Here is a 17,609-nt window from a genome sequence, read left to right as displayed (position 1 = left end):
GCGCGCAGTTGCCAGGTGCCTATCATATTGGACAGTTCAGCGGAGAATCCCATGAGTCAGACAATCAACGCCGCCCTGGTGGGCTATGGCTTTGCAGGCCAGACCTTCCACGCCCCCTTCCTGACCAGCACTCCCGGGCTTGCCTTGCGCTGGGTGGTGAGTCGGGATGCCGCCAAGGTACAGGCCGAGCTGCCCGGCTGCCGCGTCGGCTCGCTGGACGAGGTGCTGGCCGACAGCACGGTCGATCTGGTGGTGATAGCGACACCCAACGACACCCATGCCCCCATCGCTCGTCAGGCGTTGCTCGCGGGCAAGCACGTGGTGATCGACAAGCCGTTCGCGCTGGATCTGGTCGAAGCCGAGGCGCTCGTCGAGCTGGCCGAGAAGCAGCAGCGGCTGCTCAGCATCTTCCACAACCGGCGCTGGGACGGGGACTTCCTCACGGTACGCCGCCTGCTGGCAGAAGGAGCGCTGGGCAAGATCGCCCAGTTTGAATCCCACTTCGATCGTTACCGCCCCGAGGTGCGTCAACGCTGGCGCGAGGCGGGCGGCCCGGGTTCCGGGCTCTGGTTCGATCTCGGTCCCCACATCCTCGATCAGTCGCTGCAGCTGTTCGGTCAGCCGGACTGGATCCAGGCTGATTTGGCCGCCCAGCGCCCCGGCGCCCTGAGCGATGACTACTTCCACGTGGTGTTGGGCTATGGCGAAATGAGGGTCGTGCTGCACGGCAGTTGCCTGGTCTCTGCCATCATGCCGCGCTTCGTCATTCATGGCAGCGAAGGATCCTTCATCAAGTTCGGCATGGATGTGCAGGAGGAGCAGCTCAAGCTCGGTCTGCGCCCGCCTGCGGCGAACTGGGGCCTGGATCCTGAGCCCGGCCAGCTCAGCCGCATGGTGGAGGGACAGTCCCGGGTGCAGGCGGTGAGCGGGGAGGCCGGGGATTATGGTGCCTACTACCGCGGTGTCTGCGCCGCCATCAGGGGGGAAGCCGGCAATCCGGTGCCTGCGGTGGAGGCTCTGGCGGTGATGGCACTGCTGGATCTGGCCAGAGAGAGCGATAGCCAGGGGCGGCGGCTGAGCTGTCAGAAGCTGTCTGACTGAGGACTCTTTCCCGTCACGGGTGACGACAACCAAAATGGCAACGATTGACTGACAACCGTCCTCTTGTTGGTGTTTAATTGTGCTGTCTTGCGTCAATAAAGGCGTATTGTATTAATATTTGTCGTTGCAGTAGTTCTTTTTATCTAGCCAACGAGAAAATATCATTGTGATACGCGTTTTCATTGGCCGCATATGGGGATATATTTCGCGCGCCTCCTGACTCCCGGTGGCTGGTTTTTTTTACCGGGAGCGAAGACGCACAGTGATGGTCATTGACACCATCTCTCCATCTTTTTTTGAGGGTATGCACATGAACAAAGTACTGGTAGCCGGTATCCTGGGTCTGATGTTGACCGCCTGTGGTCAGAAAGAAGAAGCCGCCGCTCCGGCCGCTACTCCGGCCGCCGACGTTGCTGCAACTGTTAGCGAAGCTGCCTCTACCGTAGAGAAGGCCGCTTCCGAAGCGTCTGCTACCGTCGAGAAGGCTGCTGCTGACGTGGCCACCAAGGCAGAAGCTGCTGTGAGCGATGCCAAGGCCAACTAAGCCTGCACCTCATAAAAAAACGGGCCCGGCGGTAACGCCGGGCCCGTTTTTTTATGGCCACTGCGGGCGCAGATGCCCCGGTCAGGGTAGCGGCTCCACCAGCAGGATATGGGAGTCATATCCCGTCACTCGGACTCTGCTGCCCGCCGTCAGCGGCTGGTTGCAGCGCACCGTCCAGACGGTGTCATCCAGATGCACCCGGCTGGTCCCCTGGATCACCTCATCCAGCAGGGTCAGCTCCCGGCCCAGATAGCTCTGCATCCGCTCGTTGATGGGGGCGGCCGCATCGCGGCTCGAGCGGTCGCGCTTGTGCTGCCAGCGCCACCAGGCCCAGGTGGTCACCAGGGACTGAGCCGCGAACAGCAACAACTGGGCCTGCCAGCCGAAGGGCCAGATCAGCAGCAAGATCCCCACCTCCAGGGCGGCGATGCCAGTCCAGAGCAGAAACCCCACCGACCCCAGCACCTCGATGGCCAGCAGCACGAAGCCGAGCCCCAGCCAGTGCCAGTGGGTCAGCCCCTCGAACAGGGCTGTCATGACTTGCCGACCTTGCCATCTTTGTTGAACAGCTCGGCCATGCCCGCCACCGAGCCAATCAGGCTACCTGCCTCCAGCGGCATCATGATGATCTTGCTGTTGGGGCCTTCCCCGATGCGGGCCAGGGCCTCGGTGTATTTCTGGGCCACGAAGTAGTTGATGGCCTGCATGTCTCCTTCCGCTATGGCTTTTGAGACCATATGGGTCGCCTTGGCTTCCGCCTCGGCGGCACGCTCCCGCGCCTCGGCGGCGAGGAAGGCGGCCTGACGTTCCCCCTCGGCTTTCAGGATTTGGGACTGCTTCTCCCCTTCGGCTTTCAGGATCTTGGACTGGCGTACCCCTTCGGCCTCCAGCACTTCGGCCCGTTTCTGCCGCTCGGCCTTCATCTGGGCGTTCATGGCTTCCACCAGCGCCAGCGGCGGGCGCACATCCTTGATCTCGATCCGGGTCACCTTGATGCCCCAGGGGGCGGTGGCGGCATCCATGGTGCGCAGCAGCTTCTCGTTGATGGTGTCGCGCTGGGAGAGCATCTCGTCCAGCTCCATGGCGCCGAGCACGGTCCGCATGTTGGTCATGGTGAGATTGCGGATGGCACTGGTGAGATCGTTGACCTCATAGGCTCCCTTGCGGGCATCCACCACCTGCACGAAGCTGATGGCGTCTATGGTGACGTTGGCGTTGTCCCGGGAGATCACCTCCTGGGCCGGAATGTCCAGCACCTGCTCCATCATGATGATCTTGTGGCCGACCCTGTCCACATAGGGGATCAGCAGGTTGAGACCGGGGGAGAGGGTACGGGTGTAGCGGCCGAAGCGCTCCACAGTCCAGTTGAAACCCTGGGGCACTATCTTGATGCCCGCACTCAGGGTGGCCAGCACCAGGAATACGAAGATCCCCAGCACAATCAATGACTCATTCATGATAAAGCTCCTTATGAAACACTTTCACTAGCCTAGAGTCTGGTGCGAACCACCACAAGGACATTCGCTCCCCTTTGCCACGACATGGTTTTGCTAATTACTAAAACGCATTAAAGAGCATTTTTTATTATTTTGAGGGATAAGGACTCCTGCCTATAGTCGCCCCAGATGTCGTCGTATGCCGAGGAGTGGGCCCTGATGGATTATTTACCTATGTTTGCCAGGTTGGAAGGCCGCCCGGTATTGCTGGTGGGCGGGGGCGAGGTCGCCCTGCGCAAGGCGCGCCTTTTGCTGGCGGCAGGTGCCCGGCTGACCCTGGTCTCTCCCGAGCTCGAGCCCGAATTCCATGAGTTTGCCGGTCGCTTCACCCATGTGGCGGCGCGCTTCGATCCTGCCCATCTGGCCGGCCAGATCCTGGTGGTGGCGGCGACCGACGATCTCGAGGTCAATGCCCTCGTTTATCAGAGCGCCAACCAGCTCGGTCTGTTCGTCAATGTGGTGGACGATCCCGAGCGCTCCAGCTTTATCTTCCCCTCCATCATCGACCGTTCGCCCCTGATGGTGGCCGTCTCCAGCGGTGGCAAGGCCCCCGTGCTGGTGCGCCTGTTGCGCGAACGGCTCGAGAGCCTGCTGCCCCGCCATCTGGGCGGTCTGGCTGAACTCTCGGGCCGGGTGAGGGTCAAGGCCAAGCGGGTGCTCGCTTCTCTCTCCGATCGCCGCCGCTTCTGGGAGCGAGCCTTTGCCTCCAACACCCTCGCCGGTCTGATCGAGAAAGCCGATTGGCAGGGGGCCGAGGACTGGCTCAATGAGGGGCTGGACAAGGCCCAAACCGAAGTGGGAGAGGTGGTGCTGGTAGGGGCGGGCCCAGGGGATCCTGGCCTCCTGACCCTCAAGGCGCTGCAACAGATCCAGCAAGCCGAAGTGGTGCTCTATGACCAGTTGGTCTCCCCGGAGATCCTGGATCTGGTGCGTCGCGACGCCACCCTGCTGTCGGTTGGCAAGAAGGCCGGTGCCCACAGCGTGCCCCAGGAAGAGACCAATCGCCTGCTGGTGGAATACGCCAGGGCGGGCAACCGGGTGGTGCGGCTCAAGGGGGGGGATCCTTTCATGTTCGGCCGCGGCGGCGAGGAGCTGGAAGTGCTGGCAGAGGAGGGCATTCCCTTCTCCGTGGTGCCCGGCATCACGGCTGCCGCCGGTGCCACCGCCTATGCGGGCATTCCGCTCACTCACCGTGACCATGCCCAGAGCGCCGTCTTCATCACCGGCCACTGCCAGAAGGAGGGCAAGGAGCCCGATTGGCAGCAGCTCGCGGCCACCAACCAGACCCTGGTCATCTACATGGGGCTGATGCGCTCCGAGCATATCCAGCAGCAGCTGGTGAGCCATGGCCGAAGCAGCGCTACCCCCATCGCCATCATCGAGCGGGGCACCACGGCGCGGCAGCGGGTACTGACCGGCACCCTGGACGAACTAGCCGAACTGGCCCAGCAGGCGGTGAGCCCGTCCCTCATCGTCATCGGCGAGGTGGTGGCCTTGCGCAAGCAACTTGCCTGGTTTGGCGAGCAGGGTGGCGAACAGGCCGAGACAGAGGCGAGCCGCTACGAACTCAAGCTGGTGACCCTGGCCTGAGGGCTGTGACCCGAACCGATTTGACGGTGTGGCCAAGGCGGCACCGAACTGAACCAGAACTGCGCCCCGAGCAGGCGCGATAGCAATGAACCGAGGACCCAGACATGGACCGTGAAAGACTTACCCACTTGCAACAGCTGGAAGCCGAGAGCATCCACATCATCCGCGAGGTGGCCGCCGAGTTCGAGAACCCGGTGATGATGTACTCCATCGGCAAGGACTCCTCCGTCATGCTGCACCTGGCCCGCAAGGCCTTCTATCCGGGCAAGATCCCCTTCCCGCTGCTGCACGTGGACACCAACTGGAAGTTCAAGGAGATGATCAAGTTCCGGGACGAGACCGCCAAGAAGTACGGGCTGGATCTCATCGTCCACAAGAACCCAGACGGCCTGGCCATGGACATCAACCCCTTCGTGCACGGCAGCGGCAAGCACACCGACATCATGAAGACAGAGGGGCTCAAGCAGGCGCTCAACAAATACGGCTTCGATGCCGCCTTCGGCGGCGCCCGCCGCGACGAGGAGAAGTCCCGTGCCAAGGAGCGGGTCTACTCCTTCCGCGACAAGTCCCACCGCTGGGATCCGAAGAACCAGCGCCCGGAGCTGTGGCGCGTCTACAACAGCCAGGTCAACAAGGGGGAGAGCATCCGGGTGTTCCCGCTCTCCAACTGGACCGAGCTCGACATCTGGCAATACATCTACCTCGAGAACATCGACATTGTGCCGCTCTACTTTGCCGCCCATCGCCCGGTCGTTGAGCGCAATGGCATCAAGATCATGGTGGATGACGAGCGCATGCCCATAGGCCCGGAAGACGAGGTGAAGCAGGAGCTGGTGCGCTTCCGCACCCTGGGTTGCTACCCGCTGACCGGTGCCATCGACTCCAATGCCACCACCCTGCCGGAGATCATCGAAGAGATGCTGATCACCACCTCGAGCGAGCGGCAAGGGCGGCTCATCGACCACGATCAGGCCGGCTCCATGGAGCAGAAGAAGCGTCAGGGATATTTCTAAGGAATCGCAACATGAACAACCACATTCAGACCGCCATCAGCGAACAGGGCATTGAAGCCTACCTGCACGCCCAGCAGCACAAGAGCCTGCTGCGCTTTCTCACCTGCGGCAGCGTGGACGACGGCAAGAGCACTCTCATCGGCCGCCTGCTGCACGACTCCCAGCAGATCTATGAAGATCAGTTGAAAGCGCTGGAGTCCGACAGCCAGAAGCTCGGCACCACAGGCGAGAAACTGGACCTGGCACTGCTGGTGGACGGCCTGCAGGCGGAGCGCGAGCAGGGCATCACCATTGATGTGGCCTACCGCTATTTCTCCACCGCCAAGCGCAAGTTCATCATCTCGGACACCCCGGGCCACGAGCAGTACACCCGCAACATGGCCACCGGCGCCTCCACCTGCGATCTCGCCATCATATTGATCGACGCCCGCAAGGGAGTGCTGGATCAGACCCGTCGCCACAGCTTTATCGCCAGCCTGCTCGGCATCAAGCAGTTCGTGGTGGCGGTCAACAAGATGGATCTGGTGGAGTTCAGCCAGGAGGTGTTCGATCGCATCAGTGCCGAGTACCGTGAATTCGCCAGGAAGCTCAGCGTCGACACCATCCACATAGTGCCGGTCTCGGCTCTGGACGGTGACAACGTGGTGAACCCGAGCGACAAGCTGGCCTGGTACGAAGGCGAGACCCTGCTCTCCCTGCTGGAGAGCGCCGAGGTGGAGCGCGAGCTGGAGCGTCACCCGGTGCGCCTGCCGGTGCAGTACGTGAACCGCCCCAACCTCGATTTTCGCGGCTTCGCGGGCACCCTGGCCTCCGGCATCCTGCGGGTTGGCGACCGGCTGGCGGTGCTGCCGTCGGGCAAGGAGAGCACCGTGACCCGCATCGTCACCTTCGACGGGGATCTGGAATATGCCCTACCGGGTCAGGCCATCACGGTCACCTTCGCGGACGAGATCGACATCAGCCGGGGCGACCTGCTGGTGGATGCGGCGAAAAAGCCACAGGTGACTCAGAACGTGCTGGCTCACATCGTCTGGATGGGGGAAGAGTCCCTGCAACCGGGCCGGGTCTATGACGTCAAGCTGGCCACCAAGAAGAGCCGCGGCCAGGTGGAGGCCATTCGCCACCGCATCGAGATCAACAAGCTGGACGAGCTGCCCGCCTCCGAGCTCAAGCTCAACGAGATCGGCCTGTGCGAATTCAGCCTGACCGACCCGGTGGCGTTCGACCCCTACAAAGAGATCCGCGATACCGGCAGCTTCATCCTGATCGATCGGCTGACCAACGTCACCGTGGGTGCGGGCATGATAGTGGAAGGGCTGGCGGCCAAGGCAGTGAAAGGGCAATACAGCGAGTTCGAAGTGGAGCTCAACGCCCTGGTGCGCAAGCACTTCCCCCACTGGCAGGCGCTGACCATCAGCAACGATTCCGGCAAGGAGTAAGCCCATGACCTGGCAACAATCCCTGGTGCTGGGTCTGCTGGCTGCCCTCGTCGCCCTGCTGATCCAGGGCAAACTCCGGCCGGCGCTGCTCTTCTCGGGCGCCGTGCTCATCACCTATCTGAGCGGCCTGGCGGACATCAACGCCGTGGTGGCGGGTTACACCAACAGCGCCCTGCTGACCCTAGTGTTGCTGCTGCTGGTGTCGCTCGCGGTGGAGAAGACCCGGGTCATGAGCTGGTTCGCCAACCTGGTGGGCACCGGCTCCTTCAACAAGGTGCTGGTGAAGGTGTGGTTCTCCACCGCCTTCCTGTCGGCCTTCGTCAACAACACCGCCGTGGTGGCCTCCATGCTGGGGGCGGTCAAACGCAACCCCAACCATGCGCCCTCCCGGCTGCTGCTGCCCATGTGCTTCGCGGCGACCTTTGGCGGCGTGCTGACCCTGATCGGCACCTCCACCAATCTCATCGTCAACAGCTTCCTCATCAAGATGGGGGCGCCGCCGCTCGGTATGTTCGACTTCTTTATGGTGGGAGCAGGGACATTGCTGACCGGCCTGGTCGCCGTGTTGCTGTTTGCCCGTCACCTGCCGGAGCAGGACACCGAGATGAGCCGGGAATCCGGCTACTTTCTCGAGGCCAAGGTGGGCCCCGGTTCCCCCATGGCCGGGCGCAGCGTCAAGGAGAACGGCCTGCGCAGCCTGAAAAGCCTTTATCTTGCCGAGATCATCCGCGGCGATCAGGTGATCTGCCCGGTGCAGCCGGAGCATGAGCTGCACGAAGGGGACATGCTGCTGTTTTGCGGCGACGTGGAGAGTGTCGGCGTGTTGCAGGAGCTCAAGGGGCTGGATCTCTACGGCCAGCACCGCCTCAACGGCCAGCATCTGGTGGAGGTGATCGTCAGCCACAGCTCGCGCCTGGTGGGTCAGACCATCAAGGATGCGGAGTTTCGCACCCACTTCGATGCGGTGGTGCTGGCGGTGCGCCGGGGCGAGACCCAGCTCACTGGCGGCCTCGGCCAGATTGAACTGCACGCCGGTGATACCCTGCTGCTGGCCCCCGGCCCCAAGTTTGCGGGCAACAAGTCCCTCTCCCGGGAGTTCGTGGTGGTGAGCGGGCTGGAAGCCTCCACCCGCCTCGATGGCAAGCGCAGCGCCGCCGTGGTGCTGGGCTTTCTCGGGGTGCTGGCGCTCTCGGTGTTCGATCTGGTGCCGCTGTTCAAGGGCTTGCTGCTGATGCTGGTGGCGCTGCTGCTCACCCGTATCCTGACCCTGGACGAGATCCGTCGCCGCTTTCCGCTGGACATCTGGCTGGTGGTGGGCGGGGCGCTGGCCATCGCGGATCAGCTGGAGAAGAGCGGGCTGGCCAGGTTGATTGCCGACTGGCTGATGGGGGAGTTCAACGGCTCTAGCCCCATCATCGCCTTTATCGGCATCTACCTGTTCACCCTGGTGCTGACCGAGCTGATGAGCAACAACGCCGCCGCGGCCCTGGCCTTCCCCATGGGCTACCAGCTGGCGCTCAGCATGGACGTCTCCACCATGCCGTTCATCCTGGCGGTGCTGTTCGGGGCCAGCTCCAGCTTTATACTGCCCTACGGCTACCAGACCAACCTCATGGTCTATGCGGCGGGCAACTACAAGATGCCGGACTACCTCAAGCTGGCGGTGCCTGTCTCCCTGGCCTACAGCATCGGGGTGATCGTCATGGTGCCCCTGCTGTTTCCGTTTTAAGGCGCAACCCTCTTCGTTTTGGGGCCCTGATGCCTCGCAAGGAGTTTGAATGAGCAATATCGTGTGGCATGCCCATGCCGTCGACAAAGAGAGCCGGGCAGATCAGAAGGGGCAAAAGCCCCTGGTGATCTGGTTCACCGGGCTCTCCGGGGCGGGCAAGTCCACCCTGGCGGGGGCCCTGGAGCAGGCGCTGGCGGCGCAAGGCAAGCACACCTATCTGCTGGATGGGGACAATGTGCGCCACGGCCTGTGCGGCGATCTCGGCTTCGATGACGCCGCCCGTCAGGAGAATATCCGCCGGGTCGGCGAGGTGGCGAAACTCATGGTGGATGCAGGGCTTATCGTGCTCACCGCCTTTATCTCGCCGTTCCGTGCCGAGCGGGCTCTGGTGCGAAACCTCCTGGGCGCCGACGAGTTTGTCGAGGTGTTTGTGGATGCGCCGCTCGCCGTCTGCGAAGAGCGCGACCCCAAGGGGCTCTACAAAAAGGCGCGGGCGGGGGAGATCAGTAATTTCACCGGCATCGACTCCGCCTACGAGGCCCCCGAACAGCCGGAAATCCATCTGCTGAACGCCGGCAAGCCGGTGGCAGTGCTGGTGGATGAATTGCTGACCGCCCTGCGGCTGCGGGGGTTAATCGATTGATGCCCATGTTATCCGCCGATCATTCATAGCAGAGGGGGCCTTGGCCCCCTTGTTTATTGCTTGCCGGCTATTTCCCTTGTCGTCAGCGGTTCTTTGCTTAAGCACATAAAAAGGTGAGTGTCATACTATCCTGTCACGCTCGCTTTACTTGTTATGTCTTTTTTCATTGCGAAACTCTTCCATTGGTCGTTTTCCACTAAGCTTGACTTATAAATTTTTAATGATTTGCACCCAGGCATTGATTTTAGTGTTGCTTTAACATGTTCTACGACTTCAATCGGAAGCCAAGGACTCAAAATTATTCTGTTTATTGCAATCAACGGAACATTTAGTCTATATGTTTTTGCTGATGTTTTTTTAGAACCCCAAAATATCCTGAATTCCTTTTCATCTTGAAAAGCGTAGCGTTTGATAAAGGGAAGTTCATCCTCGTCTAAGGAAGGTGCGAATAAGCGGGGAAATTCTTCTCGGCTGACTCAGTCATTTCATTTTTTCAGTTTGAGCCGATCTTTTCTCCCGTAAATGCCTTGAATCAGCCTATTTAGACCGTTTCTTCGCCATTTAAGGCGTTATTCCCAGTTTTTAGTGAGATCTCTCCCACTGACGTATCATTTGGTCCGCCCGAAACAGGTTGGCCAGCGTGAATAACATCGCCAGTTGGTTATCGTTTTTCAGCAACCCCTTGTATCTGGCTTTCACGAAGCCGAACTGTCGCTTGATGATGCGAAATGGGTGCTCCACCTTGGCCCGGATGCTGGCTTTCATGTATTCGATGTTGATGGCCGTTTTGTTCTTGCGTGGATGCTGTTTCAAGGTTCTTACCTTGCCGGGGCGCTCGGCGATCAGCCAGTCCACATCCACCTCAGCCAGCTCCTCGCGCTGTGGCGCCCCTTGGTAGCCGGCATCGGCTGAGACAAATTGCTCCTCTCCATGCAGCAGATTACCCAGCTGATTGAGGTCATGCTCGTTGGCCGCGGTGGTGACTAGGCTGTGGGTCAGGCCACTCTTGGCATCGACACCAATGTGGGCCTTCATGCCAAAGTGCCACTGATTGCCTTTCTTGGTCTGATGCATCTGCGGATCGCGTTGCTGCTCTTTGTTCTTGGTCGAGCTGGGTGCCTCAATGATGGTGGCATCGACCAAGGTGCCTTGAGTCATCATGACGCCTGCTTCGGCCAGCCAGCGATTGATGGTCTTGAACAATTGGCGGGCCAGTTGATGCTGCTCCAGCAGGTGGCGGAAATTCATGATGGTGGTGCGGTCCGGCAAGGCGCTATCCAGGGATAACCGGGCAAACAGACGGATGGAGGCGATTTCGTACAGAGCATCTTCCATCGCGCCATCGCTCAGGTTGTACCAATGCTGCATGCAGTGAATGCGCAGCATGGTTTCCAGCGGATAGGGCCGACGACCATTACCGGCTTTGGGATAAAACGGCTCGATGACTTCCACCATGTTTTGCCATGGCAGAATCTGCTCCATGCGGGACAAGAAAATCTCTTTTCTGGTCTGACGGCGCTTACTGCTGAATTCACTGTCGGCGAAGGTAAGTTGATGACTCATGATGAACCCTGTTCCATGGCTCCAGATGACAAACATGATCTCATATCAGGGACTTGTTCGCACCTTCCCTGGCTCATGGCTGACTCCGACAAGAGGTGGTTCTGATGACAATGTTACCGAACGGGGCTGGGGATAGAAGTGGGAGAGGGGTGTTTTCTGGGCAAGATCAACAAATTTATTAATAAGTCGGTGGGGATGGGTGTCTCAGCATCGGCAGCGCATCAGAGCAGGGTAGTGAAATCGGGGCGATCACCCTGTTGAGTGCCGTGTCGCGCAGCAGCCATTCAAAACGCGGCAAGGGTAAGCCGGTGGCAGCGGGGGGGATAAGTGGCTGGCCGCCCCGTAACAGTGGAGCTGGATCTAGGGTGCTGCCCCAGCCTCATAATGTCGATGGGCCCCGTCTCTCACGAGACGGGGCCCATGCTTTTTTGTATTAGCGCACGGTCTTTAATATGGGGTTTGCTTTCCTCCGTGAAGGCTTAGCGTGCCAGCAGGGGTTGGCCATCAGGCAAGGACGTACTGACGGTATGTGCAGCGGGATGCTGCTGGAACTGGCGTACCAGCCGATCCAGTTCGCCGAGTTGGCGCACCAGCTGGACTATGCCCTGCACGGCGTGGCGGCTGCCCAGGCTGGAGTCGTCGGCCAGGGTCTTGATGCTGAGCACGCTGCGGTCTATGTCGGCGGTGACCTGGGATTGCTCCTGCACCGCCTGGGCTATCTGGTTGCTGCCGGCGGCCACCTGCAGCAGGCGATCGCTGATCTGTTGCAGCACGTCGCCGGTGGCGGCGGCCTTGAGGCGGCAGCTGGCGGAGAGCCGCTCCCCCTGCGCCATGGCCTGCTCCGCATCCACGGCACTGCCCTGCAGCAGGGTGATCATCTTCTGGATCTCGCCTGTGGAGGATTGGGTCTTGATGGCCAGGGTGCGGATCTCGTCCGCCACCACCGAGAAGCCGCGACCCGCCTCGCCAGCACGGGCGGCCTCGATGGCGGCGTTGAGGGCCAGCAGGTTGGTCTGGTTCGCGATGTTGTTGATGACGTCCAGGATGCCGTCGATGGCCCGACACTGGCTGGCCAGCGCCTCTATCACGGCGCGGGAGGTGATCAGCTCGCCGTGCACTCCTTCCACCGCCGCCACGGTATCAAGCACACTGCGGTTGCCCTCCCTGAACAGATCGGCGGTCTCGTCCAGCCGATCGGAGGCGGCGGTCGAGCTGTGGGAGACCTCGCGGATGGACTCCGCCATCTGGGTGATGGCGGTCGCCATCTGGTTGGTCTGGGCCTGCTGTTGCTGCAGGTTGTCGGTGATGGTCTCGGCGTTGTGCAGATCCGTCTGGGCGGATGTCAGGATCTGCTGGCAGGTCTGCTGGGTGCGGGCCAGCACCGCGTTGAACTCCGCCTGATTCATCTGCATGGCGAGCTCGACGGCGGCGAGGCGATCGACCCGGCCTGTGTAGATCAGCTGCATCAAGGGGTTGTCGAAGCGGCTGCGGGCCAAGGTATCCAGCCGCGCGAGGCGGCGAGACAGGGTCTGGTTGATGGCGAGCGCCAGCATCAGGGAGAGGGCGCCGAGCAGAAGAGGCCAGCCAGGGCCGTGCTGATAGCCCAGAGCCACCAGGGCCGCCAGACAAGGCAGCAGGCAGAGAGTGAGCGCGAGCGTGTGGGAGAAGGGGGGCAGGCGCAGGGCCCGCGGGGTCTTGCCGCTGCGCATCTCCTCATAGACCCGCTCCGAGCGCTGCTTCACTGCGTCATCCGGCGCCGTGCGTACCGACTGGTACTCCACCACCTTGCCGCTCGCATCCTGGATGGGGGTCACGAAGGCATTGACCCAGTAGTGATCCCCGTTCTTGCAGCGGTTCTTGACCGGGCCCATCCAGCTCTTGCCTTCCCACAGATGGCGCCACATGTCGGCGAAGGCCTGGGGTGGCATGTCGGGGTGGCGGACCAGGTTGTGCGGTGATCCCTGCAGCTCCTCCAGGGTGAAGCCGGCTATCTGGCAGAACTCGTCGTTGGCATAGGTGATGCGGCTCTCCAGATCCGTGGTGGAGATCAGGTTCTGATGCGCCGGGTAGAGGCGTTCACGCTGGGTAACGGGCTGGTTGACTCTCATGGCGGCTTCCGACTGTGGTGGGATGATGAGTCCCGACAATTTGGGACTAGTAGTCCCATTGCAAGCCGTGCACCAGAGTGCCAGGAATCGCTTAAATTACGTGCAAAATGCATCTTATTTGCCCAAAACCTGGGGATGGACGAAAACGATCCGGGCCAGCGTCTCCACCTGCTGAATCGATTCGCTTTTTGGGAGCCGTTTTGGCAACGGCCTGACGAGTTTCGCAATTTAGCAAGGCGGGGCCGGGGCCCCGCCGGGATCAGCTGGGGAGATCAGGCTCGCCGGCCGGGGCCAGCATCAGGGTCTCTATCTGCAGGTGGGTGGAGAGCAGGGTCTTCAAGTCCTGCAGGTACTCCTCCAGCGGTGGCTCTTCCAGCAGCAGGGCAAGTTCGTTGCCGATGGGGGTGAGACGGTAATAGAGCAGAGTGAGGTTGCTCTGGCGCTGGCGCAGGCGCCAGCGCTGATTGCCGAAGGCCAGCTCGACCCCGTCCGCAGGCAGGGGGCCGGATTCCAATTCGCCGCGGTGCAGCAGGCCGAGATCACACAGCAGCAGCAGGGCGCTGTAGGGGACCCGGTATTTGCCAAGCCCCATGCGGGTGACCCTGGCGCGGCTGAGCAGGCCGGCCCCCTTGTGCATGCCCAGCAGCAGGCGTTGCTCGTCGCTGCCCTCGTAGTGACAGGAGAGGGCACAGATCCGCTGGAACAGCTGGGCTTCGCGCTGGGTCATCTCCTTGAGGGTGTTGAGGGCACGGATGGAGAAGCGACCGGGGGTCGCGACCTCCAGGGCAAAGATCCGCCCCCACAGTTGCTGCATGGGCACCATGCTGATGTCTTCGGCCAGTTGCAGGAAGCGGGTCAGCCAGTCGCTGTCCATCTCGCCGCCGGCCGCCGTCTCTTCGCAGTGGCGGGCGGCCATTACCATGATGGCTTCCAGGTTGCGCTGGCGGGCGGCCTGATCCGCCAGATGGCGGAAGGTGGCGCGCTGTTCGAAGGTGCTGTCGCTGTTGCGGGTCAGCATGCCGTCTATGCCGCGACTGCGGGCCAGGCGCAGGGTCTGCTCCTGGCTGCTCAGGATGGCACTCTCTTTCTTGGGGGGCAGGTCAGCCATGCTGGCTCCGTGATCGCAGGGTCTGGTATTGAATGTTACTCCAACCGGGCCCATGAACAATCCCTCAGGCGGGCACGGCGTCATGGGGTTCAGGGTATGGGTTCAGGATAAAAAAATGGCCTCCCGCAGGAGGCCATCGGCATGGCTTACTCTTCGTAGACGCTGACCTCGACCGCCTCCATGGAGTAGGAGGCGGTGGCCATCTCGTGACTGGAGCTGACGGTGTGCATCTTGCCCTTGACCCAGATGGCGTCCCAGAGATCGTCCACCGGTGCTCCCTTGGGGTAGCTCACGTAGATCACCTGGTTGGTGGGGGGCGGCGGCACGTGGATGCAGGCGCCGAAGTAGGGCACCAGCAGGAAGGCTGTGATGGTCTTGGCATCCCCCTCCAGCGGCACCACGAAGCCGGGGATCCGCACCTCCTGATTGTCCAGCTTCTTGTTTACGCCCCCCACCGGCTGTGGCACCGAGGAAAGGTCGCCGTCGTGGCTCACCTGGGGCGGGGGAAGCAGCTTCTCACCTTCGGGAATGAGCACATCCCAGTCGATGGTCTTGTAATCGGCGGCCATGGCAGGCAGTACCAGCAGGCTTGCCAGCAGCGCCACTATCTTCCACTTCATCATCTGTCCTTCTCTCAATTTTTTATGCGGCATGTCGCTAGATGCGAATGCTCATGCCATCACTCAGGCTGTAACGATAAGCGCGGGCTGCGGGGAGCAGACCGATCACCATGCCTGCCAGCCACACCAGCCCCAGCAACTGCCACTCATAGGCGTTCGGCAGCCCCAGGCTCAATTGCAGGCCATAGTGGCTGAGCAGCCAGGGGGTGGCAAGCCCCTGGCCGAGATAGAGCACGGCTACCCCGAGGGCGATGCCGAGGGTGGTCAGCGCCATCGCCTCCAGCGCCAGCAGCAGGAACAGGTGGGCCGGGCCCGCGCCCAGGGATCTCAATATGGCGAGCTCGCGGCGCCGCTCGTTGAGCCCCGCCAGCAAGGTGGTCAGCATGCCGATGAGGCCCGCCACCACCACGAAGCCCGCGATGACCGACAGCGCCGTCTCCGCCACGCTCATCAGGCTCCACAGTTCCTGCAAGGCGGCTCCGGGCAGGATGGCCATCAGCGGCTCCCTGGGGTAGGTGTTGATGCCCCGCTGCAGCTGGAACGCCAGAATGCGGTTGCTCAGGCCCACCATAAAGGCGGTGATGGTTTTCGGGGTGAGATCCAGTGCCAGCGCCTGCTCCGGGGTGACGTTCTTGCTGTGACGGCCGGTGTCCCAGCCAAGGTGGATAGCCTCTATCCCCGCCAGCGGCACATGGATGGTGCGATCGATGGGCGTGCCGGTCGGTGCCAGTATCCCCACCACCTTGAACGGCAGGTTGTCGTGCTGGCTGAACGAGGTGTTGCCGGCGCCGTGGGCGATGACGATGGGCTGGTCCAGTTTGTAGCCCAGCTTCTGTGCCACCTGGGCGCCGAGCACCGCCTCGAACGGCGTCTCGAACGGGCGCCCCTCGCGCAGTTGCAGGGACTGCTGCTGGCCGTACTTCAGATGGGTGAAGTAGTCGCCGTTGGTGCCGAGCACCCTGAACCCCTTGTGGGAGTCACCGAGTGACAAGGGGATGGTCCAGGCGACGCCAGGCTTTGTCTTGATGGCCTGGTAGGAGTCCCAACCCACGTTGTTGGTGGGATTGCCGATGCGAAACACCGAGTAGAGCAGCAGGTTCACCTGACCGGAGCGGGCGCCGACGATGAGATCGGTACCCGAAACGGTATTGGAGAAGCTCTCGCGCGCCTGGCTGCGCACCCGCTCCACCCCGAGCAGCAGGGTGACGCTGATGGCGACGGCCAGCAGGGTAAGTCCGGCGGTGAGGCGACGGGCCCAGAGGCTTTGCAGGGCGAGTTTCAGCATATGCTCCTCCAGCCCAGGGGGAAGAGGAGGTCATGGCTTCCCGGCATGGCCGGACAGAGGCCCTTATCTGCGGTGTTCATCATGCGGCCCTCCGGTTGAGCAGTTGCAGGTTCTCTACCCGTGGGAAGAGGGGCTCCAGATAGGGGTCGTGGCTGACGAAGATCAGGGTCGAGCCCTGCTTGTCGCACTCCTCGAAGAGCAGCTTGATGAAGGCGGCTCTGTTGTCGGTATCCAGGGCCGAGGTTGGTTCGTCGGCGATCACCAGCGGCGGCGAGCCGATCAGCGCCCGGGCGGCGGCGACCCGCTGTTGCTGGCCGATGCTGAGGGCGTGAACGGGGCGATGCAGCGCCTCGTCCGGCAGTTGCAGCTCAGCCAGCAGGCGGCGCGCCTCCTGTTCCGGGCTTCCTTTCAGGCGGGCCCGCTTGGCGGGCGAGAAGGTGAGGGCAGCGGTGACGTTGTCCTGCACCGATAGAAACGGCAGCAGATTGAACTGCTGGAAGATGTACCCCAGATTGGCCGCCCGGAACTGGTCACGGGCGCGGCCGGAAAGCCGGGCCAATGGTTGGCCCAGCACCTCCAGGGTGCCGTGGTTGGCGGTCTGGATCCCGGCAAGCAAGCCGAGCAGGGTGGATTTGCCACAGCCCGACGGGCCCTTGATAAACACCCGTTCCCCCTCGCGGATGCGCAGGGCGGGCAGATCGAGTACAGCGTCGCCACCTGGCCAGGCAAAGGCCAGATCGCAGATCTCAACCACGGCGTTTTTCATGGCGTTACCAGCTCAGCTTGTTGGCGGACGGGGTCAGCTCGGCCGCAGTCTGGCCGGTGGGCAGGATCCCCTGCACGCTCAGCTTCTCCAGGCTCGGATAGACGGCAAACAGGGTGGCTTCAAGACCATTGAGTTTGGCCGGGGTGGCGCAGGTGTAGGTATACATGGCCCCTAGGTCCGCATGGCCCGCCTCATCGTGGTGCTCATCATGCTCGCTGGCAGCCTTGTCATGGTCATGGTCATGCTCATGGTCGTGATCCTCTTTGGCGGCTTGCAACTCCTGCTGGGTCAGCTTGCAGCCGGCGGCCGGGTCGAGGCGAAACAGGATGTCGGGTTGCTGGATGCGGGCCACGGCCCTGGCGTGTTGCGCCTTATCTTCATCGCTCTTGGCGGCGTGTTCGAAGCCCACCAGGTCGGCTGCGGGGGCCTGCAGCTCGATCATCAGCTGGTTGCCATCCACCACCAGATTGAGGTGGCCATGGCCGTGCTCGTGGGCACCATGGCTGTGACTCTCGTGTTCGTCGTGATTTGCCTGGGCGCCGAAAGCGGCTGCGGCCAGCAACAGGGTGACTGCTTTCATCGTTAATCCTTTTGAAAAATTGAT

Annotated in this window: 16 protein-coding genes; 7 read left to right on the top strand and 9 right to left on the bottom strand. The window is 62.0% G+C overall.

What is annotated here, in order from left to right; translation table 11 throughout:
* Positions 1–51: 51 nt before the first annotated feature.
* The gene (locus tag KI797_RS17155) at positions 52–1,101 is read left to right on the top strand and encodes an oxidoreductase (RefSeq protein ID WP_226170290.1); all 1,050 of its coding nucleotides are present in this window, start codon (positions 52–54) and stop codon (positions 1,099–1,101) included.
* A gap of 310 nt (positions 1,102–1,411) precedes the next feature.
* On the top strand, positions 1,412–1,645 hold the full coding sequence (locus KI797_RS17150) for a hypothetical protein (protein ID WP_025328222.1): 234 nt from the start codon (positions 1,412–1,414) through the stop codon (positions 1,643–1,645).
* Positions 1,646–1,726: 81 nt separating this feature from the next.
* Here the strand turns inward: KI797_RS17150 and KI797_RS17145 are convergent, their stop codons facing one another.
* Together KI797_RS17145 and KI797_RS17140 are read right to left on the bottom strand one after the other, a co-directional pair.
* Positions 1,727–2,182 (bottom strand): NfeD family protein, encoded by a 456-nt coding sequence (locus tag KI797_RS17145; protein WP_226170287.1) that lies wholly within the window; start codon positions 2,180–2,182, stop codon positions 1,727–1,729.
* Positions 2,179–3,102: an SPFH domain-containing protein gene (locus tag KI797_RS17140; protein WP_025328220.1), complete on the bottom strand. Its 924-nt coding sequence runs from the start codon at positions 3,100–3,102 to the stop codon at positions 2,179–2,181. The genes KI797_RS17145 and KI797_RS17140 overlap by 4 nt, the downstream gene beginning before the upstream one ends.
* A gap of 198 nt (positions 3,103–3,300) precedes the next feature.
* Between KI797_RS17140 and cysG the strand changes: the two genes are divergently transcribed.
* From cysG to cysC, 5 genes are all read left to right on the top strand, one after another.
* Positions 3,301–4,731: a siroheme synthase CysG gene (cysG, locus tag KI797_RS17135; RefSeq protein ID WP_226170285.1), complete on the top strand. Its 1,431-nt coding sequence runs from the start codon at positions 3,301–3,303 to the stop codon at positions 4,729–4,731.
* A gap of 104 nt (positions 4,732–4,835) precedes the next feature.
* Entirely contained in the window at positions 4,836–5,744 is a 909-nt protein-coding gene (cysD, locus tag KI797_RS17130) for a sulfate adenylyltransferase subunit CysD (protein WP_005327673.1), read from the top strand.
* A gap of 11 nt (positions 5,745–5,755) precedes the next feature.
* On the top strand, positions 5,756–7,183 hold the full coding sequence (gene cysN, locus KI797_RS17125; protein WP_005327676.1) for a sulfate adenylyltransferase subunit CysN: 1,428 nt from the start codon (positions 5,756–5,758) through the stop codon (positions 7,181–7,183).
* A 4-nt stretch (positions 7,184–7,187) separates the two neighbouring features.
* Positions 7,188–8,912: an SLC13 family permease gene (locus tag KI797_RS17120; RefSeq protein ID WP_005327678.1), complete on the top strand. Its 1,725-nt coding sequence runs from the start codon at positions 7,188–7,190 to the stop codon at positions 8,910–8,912.
* Positions 8,913–8,961: 49 nt separating this feature from the next.
* Positions 8,962–9,555 (top strand): adenylyl-sulfate kinase, encoded by a 594-nt coding sequence (gene cysC, locus KI797_RS17115; protein WP_226170283.1) that lies wholly within the window; start codon positions 8,962–8,964, stop codon positions 9,553–9,555.
* 582 nt (positions 9,556–10,137) lie between these two features.
* Here the strand turns inward: cysC and KI797_RS17110 are convergent.
* The 7 genes from KI797_RS17110 to KI797_RS17080 all read right to left on the bottom strand — a co-directional run bounded on the left by KI797_RS17110 (position 10,138) and on the right by KI797_RS17080 (position 17,585).
* Complete coding sequence (locus tag KI797_RS17110; protein ID WP_026141181.1) at positions 10,138–11,118, bottom strand: IS5-like element IS5 family transposase; 981 nt, start codon at positions 11,116–11,118, stop codon at positions 10,138–10,140.
* A 479-nt stretch (positions 11,119–11,597) separates the two neighbouring features.
* Positions 11,598–13,226 carry a methyl-accepting chemotaxis protein gene (locus KI797_RS17105; RefSeq protein WP_226170281.1) on the bottom strand — a complete coding sequence of 543 codons (1,629 nt, stop codon included), beginning with the start codon at positions 13,224–13,226 and terminating at the stop codon, positions 11,598–11,600.
* 259 nt (positions 13,227–13,485) lie between these two features.
* Positions 13,486–14,334 carry a TIGR03899 family protein gene (locus tag KI797_RS17100; RefSeq protein WP_226170278.1) on the bottom strand — a complete coding sequence of 283 codons (849 nt, stop codon included), beginning with the start codon at positions 14,332–14,334 and terminating at the stop codon, positions 13,486–13,488.
* A 146-nt stretch (positions 14,335–14,480) separates the two neighbouring features.
* Positions 14,481–14,957 carry a DUF3299 domain-containing protein gene (locus tag KI797_RS17095; protein WP_043129686.1) on the bottom strand — a complete coding sequence of 159 codons (477 nt, stop codon included), beginning with the start codon at positions 14,955–14,957 and terminating at the stop codon, positions 14,481–14,483.
* A 34-nt stretch (positions 14,958–14,991) separates the two neighbouring features.
* A complete protein-coding gene (locus KI797_RS17090) occupies positions 14,992–16,239 on the bottom strand; it encodes an ABC transporter permease (protein ID WP_043129685.1) in 1,248 nt (415 codons plus the stop codon).
* 79 nt (positions 16,240–16,318) lie between these two features.
* Positions 16,319–17,005 (bottom strand): ABC transporter ATP-binding protein, encoded by a 687-nt coding sequence (locus tag KI797_RS17085; protein ID WP_226170276.1) that lies wholly within the window; start codon positions 17,003–17,005, stop codon positions 16,319–16,321.
* A gap of 4 nt (positions 17,006–17,009) precedes the next feature.
* Positions 17,010–17,585, bottom strand: a complete 576-nt coding sequence (locus KI797_RS17080) for a DUF2796 domain-containing protein (RefSeq protein ID WP_226170274.1) — start codon at positions 17,583–17,585, stop codon at positions 17,010–17,012.
* Positions 17,586–17,609: the final 24 nt, after the last annotated feature.

Origin of the sequence: Aeromonas media (genome assembly GCF_020423125.1) — a bacterium.
Taxonomy (GTDB): domain Bacteria; phylum Pseudomonadota; class Gammaproteobacteria; order Enterobacterales; family Aeromonadaceae; genus Aeromonas; species Aeromonas media.
Note: the sequence above shows the minus strand (reverse complement) of the source record. Positions and strands in the feature narration are given on the sequence as shown.

Bases quoted from the DNA above. Each gene is read 5' to 3' on its own strand.
- KI797_RS17155 (WP_226170290.1), top strand. From the start codon at position 52: ATGAGTCAGACAATCAACGCCGCCCTGGTGGGCTATGGCTTTGCAGGC.
- KI797_RS17150 (WP_025328222.1), top strand. From the start codon at position 1,412: ATGAACAAAGTACTGGTAGCCGGTATCCTGGGTCTGATGTTGACCGCC.
- KI797_RS17145 (WP_226170287.1), bottom strand. From the start codon at position 2,182: ATGACAGCCCTGTTCGAGGGGCTGACCCACTGGCACTGGCTGGGGCTC.
- KI797_RS17140 (WP_025328220.1), bottom strand. From the start codon at position 3,102: ATGAATGAGTCATTGATTGTGCTGGGGATCTTCGTATTCCTGGTGCTG.
- cysG (WP_226170285.1), top strand. From the start codon at position 3,301: ATGGATTATTTACCTATGTTTGCCAGGTTGGAAGGCCGCCCGGTATTG.
- cysD (WP_005327673.1), top strand. From the start codon at position 4,836: ATGGACCGTGAAAGACTTACCCACTTGCAACAGCTGGAAGCCGAGAGC.
- cysN (WP_005327676.1), top strand. From the start codon at position 5,756: ATGAACAACCACATTCAGACCGCCATCAGCGAACAGGGCATTGAAGCC.
- KI797_RS17120 (WP_005327678.1), top strand. From the start codon at position 7,188: ATGACCTGGCAACAATCCCTGGTGCTGGGTCTGCTGGCTGCCCTCGTC.
- cysC (WP_226170283.1), top strand. From the start codon at position 8,962: ATGAGCAATATCGTGTGGCATGCCCATGCCGTCGACAAAGAGAGCCGG.
- KI797_RS17110 (WP_026141181.1), bottom strand. From the start codon at position 11,118: ATGAGTCATCAACTTACCTTCGCCGACAGTGAATTCAGCAGTAAGCGC.
- KI797_RS17105 (WP_226170281.1), bottom strand. From the start codon at position 13,226: ATGAGAGTCAACCAGCCCGTTACCCAGCGTGAACGCCTCTACCCGGCG.
- KI797_RS17100 (WP_226170278.1), bottom strand. From the start codon at position 14,334: ATGGCTGACCTGCCCCCCAAGAAAGAGAGTGCCATCCTGAGCAGCCAG.
- KI797_RS17095 (WP_043129686.1), bottom strand. From the start codon at position 14,957: ATGATGAAGTGGAAGATAGTGGCGCTGCTGGCAAGCCTGCTGGTACTG.
- KI797_RS17090 (WP_043129685.1), bottom strand. From the start codon at position 16,239: ATGCTGAAACTCGCCCTGCAAAGCCTCTGGGCCCGTCGCCTCACCGCC.
- KI797_RS17085 (WP_226170276.1), bottom strand. From the start codon at position 17,005: ATGAAAAACGCCGTGGTTGAGATCTGCGATCTGGCCTTTGCCTGGCCA.
- KI797_RS17080 (WP_226170274.1), bottom strand. From the start codon at position 17,585: ATGAAAGCAGTCACCCTGTTGCTGGCCGCAGCCGCTTTCGGCGCCCAG.